The sequence below is a fragment of the Acinetobacter sp. RF14B genome (assembly GCF_006864105.1).
Classification (GTDB): Bacteria; Pseudomonadota; Gammaproteobacteria; order Pseudomonadales; family Moraxellaceae; genus Acinetobacter; species Acinetobacter lwoffii_C.
In genome coordinates, this window is the sequence record NZ_SMTB01000081.1 from 1 (window position 1) to 13,341 (window position 13,341).

Below are 13,341 nucleotides of genomic sequence, written 5' to 3' on the forward strand. Positions count from 1 at the left end.
GATGAGGATAGTGGCGCGAAAGCCGAGATCCAGCATCTGACCCAACAGATTGAAACGGTCGAGAAAGAATATAGCGAACTTGAAGAGGTCTGGCGTGCAGACAAGGCGCTGGTGGCCGGAAATAAAGCCATAGGCCGAGCTGGATTTTAAAATACGCTGTGCCTGACGATAGTTGCTGGCTTCAGCTGAAATCTGTGGTGCTACGGTTTTCTTTTCCAGTGCTGCATTATTCAGCTCAATAGCTTCATCATCAGGCGTGATCACTTCAGCCGAAGCAGGAGCGTCTGCCTTGGTATTAAGACATGAAATGCAGGCATATTCAGGTTTGGCCATAAAAATGGTATTGCCATGCGCATCTTCAATACGGGTAATAAAATGGGGCTGAATGCGGTAACCGCCATTGGCAAAAGTTGCATAGCCTGTGGCCATCTGGATGGGTAAAACCTGTGGTGTACCGAGTGCAATAGTATAGTTACGCGGAATCTGGCTATCTTGCAGACCAAAATCCATAAACAGCTGCCGGGTGCGTTCAATACCGACTGACTGTAGCAGGCGTACCGAAACGGTATTACGGGATAGATAAAGTGCACGGCGTAATGGAATCATACCTAGGTAACGGCCATCCGAGTTACGTGGACTCCATTTACCAATAGTGATTGGCGCATCATTCACCATGGTATGTGGGGTCATGCCACGTTCTAAAGCCAGTGCATAAACGAAGGGCTTAATGATCGAACCAGGTTGCCGCCAGCCTTGAATGGCCCGGTTAAATTTGGACTGATAAAAATTATAGCCGCCTACCACCGCTTCAATCGCGCCATTATTCGGGTTGATTGCAATCAGCTGACCCTGTGCTTGCGGAATTTGCACCAGGGACCAGGAGCTTTTATCCTGATTAGGTCTTAAACGGACAATATCTTTAACTTGAACAACTTGTGACGCTCGGCTCGGTGCAGCCCCCACGCTGTTGACGTTACGATAGGGACGCGCCCAAGACATGCCTGACCAGGGAACAGTCACAGTCGTACCATCCTGCATCAGGGCTTCAAAGCTATTCTTATGCACCTGAGTGACCTGAGCAGGAAAAGTATTGGCATAGGCACGGAAATTGCTCAGTGGCTGATCATGGGCTTCTGCTCCACGCCAGCCATGACGGCGATCATACGCCTCCAAACCATTTTGCACAGCTTGTTCGGCATAGGCCTGCCGTTGGCTGTGAATGGTGGTATAGACTTTATAGCCGGAATCTACAGCCTGCTCACCCAGATTTCTGACCAGTTCTGCCCGGACCATTTCGCCCACATAGGGAAATTTGTTACGGGTACTGCGATCCGGCATATCCAGGTTAACTGGCTCGGCAATAGCTTCCTGGTATTGCGTCTGGTTGAGATAACCCAATTGCAGCATACGTCCCAAAATCCAGTTGCGGCGCTCTAAAGCACGTTTGGGATTGGCGACCGGGTTATAACGGGAAGGTGCTTTGGGCAAACCTGCAATCATTGCCATTTGGGCAGTCGAAAGCTCTTCCAGACTTTTGTTATAGTAAATTTTGGCAGCTGCCGCGATACCATAAGCATTTTTACCCAGGAAAATTTTATTGACATATAACGTCAAAATTTCTTCTTTTTTCAGGTTCTGTTCAATTTTTCGTGCCAGAAAAATTTCAGTCAGCTTACGCTTTAAAGTACGTTCGGGGCTTAAATAATAATTCTTTGCAACCTGCATAGTGATGGTGGAGCCGCCCGTCTGTACATCGGAACCCGTTACACTTTCACTGAGTGCCCGTCCCAGGCCTTTAAAACTGATGCCGCTATGCTCAAAAAAGCTGGAATCTTCGGCCGCCAGAAAGGCATGAATAAACTCAGGTGGAATTTGTTCATATTTCACGGGAACCGAAAGTTTGCCGCCATACTCGGCAATTAGCTCATTATCCGCACTAAAAACTTGCAGGGGCTTTAATAGGGGAGCCTTTTGCAGTGTGGACATTTCAGGCAAAGATGGGGCAATATAGAGATACATGCCATAGAAACCCATCGGAACTGAGATCGCTATAATAATAATGATCAAAAAAAATGGATGAACAAGGCCTGAACAAGATAGCTTTTTCATAACAAGTAAGTTTTAATAAGAGCTAATGGCAAACTAATGAGCGATCAGTATATCCTTTAGATATGCATATTGTTAGATGAGTTATTGTATCTATATAAAATTATAGGCGTACTCAGTTGGTAAGCTGTATTTTTATTGGGGATAAAAAAATAATAGGAAAGTGATGGTGCGCAGATTATATCGTAAGCCAAATAAGGGGTTAATGGGGGTTGATATTAGTTCGACTTCTGTAAAGTTGTTAGAGTTATCTGTAAAAAGTGGCCGTTATTGGGTAGAAAGCTATGCACTGGTTCCTTTACCAGAAAGCAGTGTGGTTGAAAAAAATATTTTAAATCCAGAAGCGGTGGGAGATGCTCTGGCACGTGCGATTAATCTAGCCAATCTCCAATCTAATCAAGCCGCTTTTGCCATTCCAACTTCAATGGTGATTACCAAAACTATTGAAATGGACGCTGATATGTCTGATGAGGAACGGGAAATTCAGATTCGTGAAGACGCTGAACAATATATTCCCTTCCCTTTGGATGAAGCCAGTCTGGATTTTGAAGTCCTGCCGGATCGTCTCGCGAACCCAAACCGGGTCAATGTGCTCTTGGTTGCGACCCGAATCGAGAATGTCGAAACACGTTCCGAAGTGCTGCAAATCGCTGGAGTAACTCCCAAGATTGCCGATGTCGAAAGCTTTGCGCTGGAGAATGCATTTAAGGTATTTTCAGACACCTTGCCGATGGGGGTCAATACGGTCGGTATTCTGGATATCGGACATAGCATGACCACCCTGTCTGTTATGCAAAATAATAAAATCATTTATACCCGTGAACAGGTGTTCGGTGGCAAACAGCTGACTCAGGAAATCCAGAATCGTTACGGATTGTCTTTTGAGGAAGCCGGGCGTGCCAAAAAAAACCGTGCCTTGCCGGATGATTATGATGTCGAAGTATTGGAGCCGTTTCTGGATGCCGTGGTGCAACAGGCTGCGCGTTCCTTGCAGTTCTTCTTTTCGTCTTCACAATTTAATGAAATTGATCATATTTTATTGGCAGGGGGGAATGCCAATATTCCGGGGCTGGCGAAATTGTTACAGCAGAAATTGGGCTACCGGGTCACCATCGCAAATCCATTTTTACAAATGGGCTTTGCTCCTCAAATCGATATTAAAAAAATTGAAAATGATGCGTCCTCACTCATGATTGCATGCGGTTTGGCATTGAGGAGTTTTGATTAATGGCAAGAATTAACCTACTTCCTTGGCGTGATGAGCTAAGAGTTAAAAGAAATAATGAATTTGTGGCAATTTGTGTGGGGGCACTTTTTCTGGGGTTAGCAGCAGCAGGATCGACCTGGTTTTACTATGACCATAAGCTGCAGGATCAGGAGCAGGCCAATCAGCTAATTGTCAGTACGAACCAAAATCTGGATGTGCAGCTGAAGGCTCTGGAGGGCTTGCAAGAACAGCGTAATGCCATTGTGGAACGCATGAAGCTGATTCAGGGCTTACAGACCCAGCGCCCAATTGCGGTGCATCTGATTGATGAGATTGTACGGGTCACTCCAAGCAATATGTACATTACCAAATTTCAGCGTAGTGGCGATAAATTTACCATTGAAGGTAAAGCTGAAAGCCCAAATACGGTTGCAGAATTATTACGTAATCTGGAAGCTTCCTCCTGGTACCGGAATGCGTTTATGAATGCGTTTCTGGTGGCAGAAGCCTCAAAAGAAAAAGCGCCTAGTTCGGTTATTCCACGTGTGGAAGAATCCTATGGAAGTTTTACGGTAACGGTTGATCTGGATCAGATTAATCAGCCTGTTCTGACCGAAGAACAACAGCCAGTTAGTCCTGCAGCGGGAGCATCATCATGAGTAATCAAGAATTTGATGAGTTCAGCCAAGAGACAGTGGCTGTTCCTAGAAAAAAAATGACGGTTGAAAAGTTCTTTCAACAGTTTAATACCCTGGACCCGAATAACTACGGTAGCTGGCCTTTATCGGTCAAGATTAGCTGCTGGATTTTTATTATCGTCCTGATTTTTATGCTGGTGTATTTTATTGTGATTCGCAGCACCATTGAATCGATTTCGCAGGCCAATGCACAGGAACAGAACCTGCTCAATGAGTTCCGTGAAAAAGAATCTAAATTGCGTAATTTGCAGCAGTATCAGATTCAGTTACAGGAAATGGAAGCACGTTTTAACCAGCAGTTAGAACAGTTGCCTAAAGAAACTGAAATTCCGGGACTGGTCGAAGATATTAACCTGAGTGGAGTGAACTCTGGTTTAAAATTCAAAAATATTCGTCTGGAGCCTGAAGTTAAGCAAGAATTCTTTATTGAACAGCCCATCGCTATTGAGGCCACTGGGGACTATCACGCATTTGGTTCTTTTGTCAGCAGCATTGCCGGTCTATCCCGGATTGTAACGCTGCATGATTTCACTATTAGCGGTACTGAAAGCCAGGAAAAGAAATCTGAAATTCCTGTGATTGACTATATCGTTAAAGCCAAGACTTATCGTTATGTTGGGAATAGTGATGATGCCTCATCACCAACGAATAACGCCAGTACCACGGGGGCTCAATAATGAATATCATTAAAATGACATCGGCCTTGACCCTTGGTTTTTTACTGGCAGGCTGTGAATCCAGAATTGATCTGGTCAATCAGGAAATGGCCAATATTCGTAATCAGCCGCCTTTACCGATTGAGCCTGCGCCAGACTTTATGCCTGTAGAAACGTTTAACTATGCAGCCCATTCACTGAAAAGCCCTTTTTTACCAAGCTCACTGGCAGCTGAACTAAAAATTATGGCAGGTAAGCGGGTTTATCCAAATTTATCACGTCAATTACAGCCATTGGAAAGCTATCCGCTGGAAACCTTGAGCATGAAAGGGACGATGAGAAATCAGGCAGGACAGATTCTGGCTCTGATGCAAACTCCAGACGGCGAAATTGAGCGGATACAGCGGGGCAGTTATATGGGGCTGAATCACGGTCGGGTGGTTAATATTACACCCACTCAGATTGACTTGATTGAGATTATTCCAGATGGTCGTGAGGGGTATGTGGAACGACCACGAAGTCTGGTTCTGATCGGACCAGCGCCATAAGTTTTAAGGAATAAAAATGAATAAGAGTATGAAAGAATTTATTTTTGGGGATGCTAATACAATGACTCATGTGTTTCGTCAGTTTTCAATGGGGGCTGTAGCGATTGCGGTCATGCAGGCAGCAAGCGCACAGGTGGCCTTGACCAATGTGGTCGCAATGCAGATTCCTGGACAAGGTACAGAAATTCGGGTCATGTTCAATGGTTTGCCACCGCAACCACAAGCGTATCAGTTGGAATCTCCTTCCCGGCTCATTCTGGATTTTGATCAGGCCCAGCAAAATCTTAAACAGGCCCATATTCCGGTCGCTACAGCTGAAGCTAATTCTGTGGATGTCAGCTCGGATGCTGAGCGTGCGCGCTTGACAGTGAACCTGGCCAAAGCAGGGGCGTTCACCACGCGCACTGAAGGTAACACCTTTATTCTTAAAATTAATTCGGCCAGCTCGCTAGCAACTGTACAGCCGGTTATAGAACAACAGAAAGTGGCCCAAGGCATTAGTAATATCAGTTTCCAGCGTGGTTCCCAAGGTGAAGGCCAGGTGGTGATTGATCTGGCCGGCAGTAATACCCCGGTAGATGTACAGCAGCAGGGCACTAAAGTCATTGTGCGCACTCTTGGAAGCAAGATTCCTGCGCATTTAACGCGTCGCTTGAATGTGAATGATTTCGCTACGCCTGTGTCGACAGTAGATGCTGTTAACCAGAATGGCAGTGGTGTTATTACCATCCAGTCAGGTGAAAGTTATGAATATATGGCCTATCAGACAGATAACCGGCTGACGATCAGCCTGAAGCGCCCTGAAGCCAAAAGTCCGCTACGTCCCAAAGAAATGACTTATACGGGCAAGAAAATCTCGCTCGATTTCCAGGATATTGAGGTACGTCGTGTGCTACAGCTACTGGCTGATTTTACCGATATCAATATGGTCGCAGCTGACAGTGTGCAGGGAAATATTACTTTGCGCTTGAAAGATGTGCCTTGGGATCAGGCGCTGGACATCGTACTGAAAACCAAAAATCTGGATAAGCGCCGTAATGGCAATGTCATCTGGATTGCACCGGTTACTGAATTGATCAAAGCTGAGGAAGAAGAAGCCAAAGCCTTAGCGCAAAGCGTGAAATTGGCGCCCATTCAAACGGAATATATGCAGCTCAGTTATGCCAAAGCAGCAGAAATTGAAAAACTGATCACACAAAATAAAGGGTCATCCAATTCAGGCAGCTCCACTGGGAGCAATAATGATGATAAGGAAAGCTTACTGAGTTCACGTGGTTCTGTTTCTATTGATGCCCGTACCAATACTTTAATTGTCAATGATACTCAGGCTTTTATTGACAAAATTCGTAACCTGGTTGATCTGCTGGATGTACAAGTCAAGCAGGTGATGGTGGAGGCGCGCATCGTACGCGCCACGACTGACTTTACCAAAGAAATGGGTGTGAAGTGGGGTATTCTGTCACAGGGGATTACTAATAATAATCACCTGCTGGTGGGCGGGAGCGATACTACAATATGGGATCTTAGAGAACCTGAACTGGATAGTGAAACTGGTCGCTGGACTTATGATATTCAACGACCAGATAACCTGAATGTAGACCTGGGAGTCACCAGCCCTGGCGCCAGCCGGATTGCTTTTGGCCTAATCAGTTTATCTGACTTTATGCTTGACCTTGAGCTTTCTGCCCTGCAGGCGGATGGGTATGGCGAAGTTATCTCGACACCTAAAGTCATGACTGCAGACAAGCAAAAAGCGATAGTTACGTCCGGTTCGCAGATTCCTTATCAGTCTGCAGAAGGGGGCGGTGCGAATGCGGTTTCAACTACCGAGTTTATTGATGCAACCTTAAGTCTGGATGTGACCCCAAGTATTACCCCAGATGGTAAGGTTCAAATGGAACTGAATATCACCAGTGACTCTCCAGGAAACCCGACGCCAACAGGCCAGTTAACGATCAACAAAAATCAGATCAATACCAATGTATTGGTCGGTGATGGAGAAACAGTAGTACTAGGCGGTATTTTTGAGCAGGAAACCCGTAATGCACAAACCAAGGTTCCATTCCTGGGAGATATTCCGTATTTAGGGCGTTTATTCCGTAAAGATTTGAAATCGGACAACAAGCGCGAGCTACTGATTTTTGTTACACCTCGAATTGTTAATGACAGTGTTTCAAGAAATCATTAATATATTTTGAATTTAACAAAATGAATAGGTGACTCCTTGCCAAGCAAAGAGTTTGAAACCCTGCCAAATATCTATTTGGTAGGGCCAATGGGGGCCGGTAAAACAACAGTAGGACGACATCTGGCGGAATTGTTAGGACGTGAATTTCTGGATAGTGATCATGAAATTGAGCGGAAAACAGGTGCTACGATTCCTTGGATCTTTGAAAAAGAGGGTGAACAGGGGTTTCGAAGTCGTGAAACTGTGGTCATTGATGAGTTAACCTCAAGGCCACAACTGGTACTTGCAACCGGTGGTGGCGCAATTACCCAAGCCCCAAATCGAAATTATCTGAAACAGCGCGGAATCGTTGTTTATCTTTATACTCCAGTTGAAATTCAGCTACAACGTACCTATCGCGATAAAAACCGTCCACTCCTTCAGGTCGAAAATCCGGAACAGAAGCTACGTGACTTACTGGCGGTCCGTGATCCGTTATATCGTGAAGTGGCAGATTATATTATTGAGACCAATCAAGGCGCTGCACGCGACTTGGCGCAGCGGATTTTACATCTCATTCTTTCCAAAAAATAAGTTTAGTTGAATAAAGTGGTTCCATCATGCAAACCTTATACGTAGAACTCGGTGATCGTCGTTATCCAATCTATATTGGCAGTCAGCTCGATCCTCAGCAATTACTTGCGCCTTATCTTCATGGCAAACAGGTGATGATTGTGAGCAATGCAACGATTGCACCACTTTATCTTCAGCATTATCAGGCAGCCCTCGAACAGTTAGGTAAAACGGTGGCTACCTGTATTTTGCCTGATGGTGAAAAATACAAAAACATTGAACACCTGAACCTGATTTTTGATGCCTTGCTGGAAGCTGGATTTAACCGCGATTGTACCGTCTTGGCATTGGGAGGGGGGGTGATCGGTGATATGGCCGGTTTTGCTTCGGCCTGTTTCCAGCGCGGGGTCTATTTTGTTCAGGTACCGACCACCTTGCTGTCTCAGGTAGACTCTAGTGTGGGGGGGAAAACCGGGATCAACCATCCGCTGGGTAAAAATATGATTGGCGCTTTCCAGCAGCCTCAGGTGGTACTCGCGGATATGTCTCAACTGAAGACCTTGCCGGCGCGTGAACTGTCTGCCGGACTGGCTGAAGTGATTAAATATGCGCTCTTGGGTGATGAGTCATTTTTAGTATGGCTTGAGCAGCATATGGAAGCCTTGGTGGCTGGTGATGCCGTATTGCTGGCCGAAGCCGTCTATCGGTCATGTGCACATAAAGCACGTATTGTGGCCAATGATGAGAAAGAGCAGGGTGAGCGTGCGCTCCTGAATCTTGGCCATACTTTTGGTCATGCCATTGAATCTTATCTGGGCTATGGTGAATGGCTGCATGGCGAGGCTGTGGCAACTGGTATGGTTATGGCGGCTGATCTGTCACAGCGCATGGGATGGATTTCAGCAGCAGATCTGCAGCGTACAAAAAAAATCATTTCTCGTGCCAAACTACCAATCGTTTGTCCTAAAATTCCTCTGGATGAGTTTCTGGCCTATATGGCCCATGATAAGAAAGTCTTAAATGGCCAGTTACGTCTGGTATTATTGAAACAGCTCGGACATGCCGTGATTACCCGCGACTTCGATGTCGAGTTAATGAAACAGGCAATTTTAGCCAATCAGGCACAGGTTTAAATTGATATGGCAGCATTAGGTACCCCTTGGCAAAAGATTCAGCATTATTTCTGGCTGGTCTGTGGCATATGCTGCCTGCTTGCTGCGCTGATCTTTTGGTCTATGACTGATTCTGAGGAGCTGGTAGAGATCCAAAAGCAGCCAAAATCTGAAGAAGAAGTTCAGATTCAGCCCGAAAAGGTGGCTTCTATGACTCATCTTGGTGCATTGCAGGATGAAGTCAAACCTTTAGACCTAAATACACGTATTGTGGTGACAGCAAGCCATGAACCTGAGTTTCGTGGCAGTAAATATATCAGTGAAAACAAAAAACAGTATGCTATTGAACTGTTTCGGGTAGGGCAGGAAGCCATTCTCAAAAGCTTTCTTAAAAAACAGAGCGACCGTAAGCCTTTCACTTATGTGCGTGTTTCGGGTGAGAATCAGCCTGAACAGTTCGTATTGCTGTATGGTTTATATAAAACAGCCAATGAAGCGAACCAGGCCTTATCAAGCCTAAACCTCAGTCTACCAAAATCGGTGCAACCTGAAGTTGTACAGATGCAGCGTTATGCCGGCCTGGTGGATGGACTGGGATCGGAAGAGCTGAACAGTAATCAAAAGCTGTACGAGATTCGCCTGAAAAATGTGCCTTTACCGAGAGTAGAGGAATCCATCCGACCCAAAAATGATGCATCACCGACAACTTCAGCTGGCTCTGGTACTGCAACAACCAGTACAACCGTTGTTCGCCGTGACGAATCTGGCAAGGTGGTCGATGTGAAAAAATCAGAAAGTGCCGTCGAGAATGCGCCACGCCCAGAAACCAATCCACGTCCTCAACCGCAGGAAAACGAGATTCGTGATCCCTTTAACTAATCCGGTCTAAAATAGCGCACCAAGCGATGACAAGAATCAAAAATGAACATTTTTGGTGCGAAAAATATATAGCTTTGTCTTCTTTCTCATAAGTCATTCTAGAGCACTTTTATCAATCACTTTTTGATCAAGACCAGGGACATTTCCTGCTTGCAGGAGAGGTTGAGGGAGAGGTGCTTATACCACCCTCATTCTCTTGCGGTGCATGCTGCTCCTCCCACAGAGAATATCTATTTAAACATGTGAATCGGCTCATTATTGTTTTATGGATAGCAAAAATATAGTAATTATTTGTTTTTAATGAATTTTTAATTTATATCTTAAAAATTGGCATGCAATTTGCTTTCTTGCTGGGTGAGTGAAATGAATCTCCCTGTTTTGGCATGACGATCATTGAATAACTGGGTGCTATAGTCATATTTCTGGCTCATTTTTATATCCTGTATCAGCAAAATGAATTTTATTTTTCTTATATTCGGTTTAAAAGGAGAGTAGAGGAAAGATAAGAGAGCCTGAATATTGCTGTAAAGAGGCTATTTTCCAGATCAGACCGGACGCCATCACATAGAAGAGTTTAAATTGTTTAATCGCCTATTGGCTTCGTGAGAAAGAAGGGTACGCTATGCACATGCCATCGCCTAATACTGTAGCTCCCGCTCAAGGTTTATATCAGCCGGATGAGTTTAAAGATAACTGTGGTTTCGGTTTAATCGCCCATATGCAGGGTGAGGCCAGCCATGATCTGGTCAAGACCGCGATGCATAGCCTGAGCTGCATGACCCACCGTGGGGGGATCGCCGCAGATGGCAAGACTGGAGATGGCTGTGGTTTGCTGTTGGCGATGCCCAAGCAGTTCTTTCGTGAAGAAGCAAAAAAACTTAGTGATATCACGCTCAGTGAAATATTTGCTGTCGGTACAGTGTTCTTAAGCCTGGATCCTGCAATTGCAGCACATGCTAAAAAGATTCTCAGCAAAGAAATTGAGGCCGAAGGCTGCCGCGTGCTGGCCTGGCGTGTGGTTCCAACCAATAATCAGGCGCTGGGTGAAATTGCCCTGCAGTCTTTGCCTGCATTTGAGCAGGTTATGGTCAATTGCCCGATGGGGGTGACGGAGGTTGAGTTCAACCGCAAACTGTTCTTGGCGCGTCGTCGTGCAGAGCAGCAGTTGAGTCATGATACCGCATTTTATGTGACCACCTTGTGTTCCAGCGTCATTAGCTATAAAGGCTTGATGATGCCTGCTTATATTGCGCAGTTTTATCTTGACCTTGCCGATGAGCGTTTGGCCTCTCATATTGTGGTGTTCCACCAGCGTTTTTCGACCAACACTTTACCGCGCTGGCCTCTGGCGCAGCCCTTCCGTTATCTTGCCCATAATGGTGAAATTAATACCATTACTGCCAACCGTAACTGGGCAATGGCGCGAACCCCGAAATTCGAAAATCCGCTCTTACCGGGTCTAACTGATCTGACACCGATTGTAAACCGCACTGGTTCAGACTCTTCAAGCCTCGACAACATGCTGGAGATTCTGGTCGGTGGTGGCATGGATCTGTTCCGCGCCCTGCGCATGCTGGTGCCACCTGCCTGGCAGAACGTGGAAACTTTAGATGCCGATCTGCGTGCATTTTATGAATTCAACTCAAAACACATGGAAGCCTGGGATGGTCCGGCTGGTCTGGTCATTCAGGATGGCCGTCACGCGATCTGTATGCTGGATCGTAATGGTTTGCGCCCTGCACGTTGGGTGATCACCAAAAATGGCTATATTACCCTAGCCTCTGAAATCGGGGTTTGGGGCTATGAGCCTGAAGATGTGATTTCTAAAGGCCGAGTCGGTCCGGGGCAAATTCTGGTGATTGATACTTTCACCGGAAAAATGCTCGATACCAGAGATGTCAGCAATCACCTGAAAAAAATGCGTCCTTACCGTGAGTGGCTGCGTGAAAACTCAGTGCGTGTGCAGGGTAGCCCGGAACTGGAAGAATATCTATGCGATCAGGGCTTAAAAGGCGAAGAGCTTAAAGCTGCACAGAAAATGTTCATGGTGACTTTTGAAGAGCGCGATCAACTGCTTCGTCCTATTGCAGAAAGCGGTCAGGAAGCTGTTGGTTCAATGGGGGATGATACGCCAATGGCAGTGTTGTCTCGTCAAGTGCGTCATGTATCGGATTACTTCCGTCAGCAGTTTGCGCAGGTGACCAATCCACCCATCGACCCATTACGTGAATCTATAGTCATGTCCTTGGAAACCTGTTTGGGGCGTGAGCAAAATGTGTTTGAGCAGGGTCCTGAACATGCAGATCGCTTGATTATCTCCAGTCCGGTGCTTTCAAATTCGAAAATGCATCAGATTCGTACGCTGGGTCGTACAGGCTATGAAATTGCAGATATCGACCTGAACTATGCTGAAGGTGAGGGTCTGGCCGCCGCCATCACCCGTATCTGTGAAGAGTCTGCGCGAGCGATTGGTAATGGCAAAACCTTGTTGCTGCTTTCAGATAAAAAAATCCGTCCCGGTTTTCTGCCTGCGAATGTTTTGATGGCCACAGGTGCGGTCCATCATCATTTAATCAATGCCGGTTTACGTACCGATGCCAACATTATTGTCGAAACTGGCTTGGCACGTGATCCGCATCAATTTGCTGTACTGTTAGGCTTTGGCGCGACCGCCATTTATCCCTATCTCGCCTATGATGTGATCAATGACCTGATTGCCAAAGGCGAGCTATTAGGCGACCCTCTGCATGCACAGGCCAATTTCCGTAAAGGGATTGAAAAAGGCTTGTTAAAAGTCCTGTCTAAAATGGGAATTTCAACAGTTGCCTCTTATCGCGGCGGTCAGCTATTTGAAGCAGTAGGCCTGTCAGATGAAGTGGTACACACCTGCTTTACCGGTGTGCCTAGCCGGATTCAAGGTGCCACATTTACAGACCTTGAAAATGATCAGAAAAAACTGGCGGACATGGCCTGGAAATTACGTAAGCCAATCGATCAGGGTGGTTTGCTGAAATTTGTTTTTAACAAGGAATATCATGCCTTTAATCCGGATGTGATTAACTCGCTGCATAAAGCTGTACGTTCGGGCAATTATGCGGATTTTAAAGCCTATGCTGAATTGGTGAATAACCGCCCAGTGGCAACCATTCGTGATTTATTTAAACTCAAAACCGAGCATTCCATTGCATTGGATGAGGTGGAATCTATCGAAGAGATCTTGCCGCGTTTTGACTCTGCCGGTATGTCTTTGGGAGCCTTGTCTCCTGAAGCACATGAAGCGATTGCGATTGCCATGAACACCATTGGCGGGCGTTCCAATTCAGGCGAAGGGGGGGAAGATCCGGCGCGTTACGGCACCCTTCGTAACTCGAAAATCAAGCAGATTGCCTCAGGCC

The 13,341-nt window shown here is 46.0% G+C and carries 10 protein-coding genes; 9 read left to right on the forward strand and 1 reads right to left on the reverse strand.

The features are described 5' to 3' along the window. A partial coding sequence (gene ponA, locus E2K52_RS11230; protein ID WP_227548236.1) for a penicillin-binding protein PBP1a occupies positions 1–2,109 on the reverse strand: 2,109 nt, incomplete at its 3' end. A 166-nt stretch (positions 2,110–2,275) separates the two neighbouring features. Here ponA and E2K52_RS11235 point away from each other — a divergent pair. From E2K52_RS11235 to gltB, 9 genes are all read left to right on the forward strand, one after another. Further along, positions 2,276–3,334 carry a pilus assembly protein PilM gene (locus tag E2K52_RS11235; RefSeq protein WP_151205179.1) on the forward strand — a complete coding sequence of 353 codons (1,059 nt, stop codon included), beginning with the start codon at positions 2,276–2,278 and terminating at the stop codon, positions 3,332–3,334. Next, positions 3,334–3,972, forward strand: coding sequence for a PilN domain-containing protein (locus tag E2K52_RS11240; RefSeq protein ID WP_151205180.1), 639 nt, complete (start codon positions 3,334–3,336; stop codon positions 3,970–3,972). The genes E2K52_RS11235 and E2K52_RS11240 overlap by 1 nt, the downstream gene beginning before the upstream one ends. Then, on the forward strand, positions 3,969–4,688 hold the full coding sequence (locus E2K52_RS11245) for a type 4a pilus biogenesis protein PilO (RefSeq protein ID WP_151205181.1): 720 nt from the start codon (positions 3,969–3,971) through the stop codon (positions 4,686–4,688). Before E2K52_RS11240 ends, E2K52_RS11245 begins: the two co-directional genes overlap by 4 nt. Further along, positions 4,688–5,215 (forward strand): pilus assembly protein PilP, encoded by a 528-nt coding sequence (locus E2K52_RS11250; RefSeq protein WP_151205182.1) that lies wholly within the window; start codon positions 4,688–4,690, stop codon positions 5,213–5,215. Before E2K52_RS11245 ends, E2K52_RS11250 begins: the two co-directional genes overlap by 1 nt. 16 nt (positions 5,216–5,231) lie before the next feature. Beyond that, positions 5,232–7,403, forward strand: a complete 2,172-nt coding sequence (gene pilQ / locus E2K52_RS11255; RefSeq protein WP_151205183.1) for a type IV pilus secretin PilQ family protein — start codon at positions 5,232–5,234, stop codon at positions 7,401–7,403. 36 nt (positions 7,404–7,439) lie between these two features. Further along, the gene (gene aroK, locus E2K52_RS11260) at positions 7,440–7,976 is read left to right on the forward strand and encodes a shikimate kinase AroK (protein WP_151205184.1); all 537 of its coding nucleotides are present in this window, start codon (positions 7,440–7,442) and stop codon (positions 7,974–7,976) included. A 26-nt stretch (positions 7,977–8,002) separates the two neighbouring features. Then, positions 8,003–9,088: a 3-dehydroquinate synthase gene (gene aroB / locus E2K52_RS11265; protein WP_151205185.1), complete on the forward strand. Its 1,086-nt coding sequence runs from the start codon at positions 8,003–8,005 to the stop codon at positions 9,086–9,088. A gap of 6 nt (positions 9,089–9,094) precedes the next feature. Further along, positions 9,095–9,946: a hypothetical protein gene (locus E2K52_RS11270; protein ID WP_151205186.1), complete on the forward strand. Its 852-nt coding sequence runs from the start codon at positions 9,095–9,097 to the stop codon at positions 9,944–9,946. Positions 9,947–10,574: 628 nt separating this feature from the next. Further along, positions 10,575–13,341, forward strand: a 2,767-nt coding sequence (gene gltB / locus E2K52_RS11275; RefSeq protein WP_171478849.1) for a glutamate synthase large subunit, incomplete at its 3' end; no start/stop codon positions are given.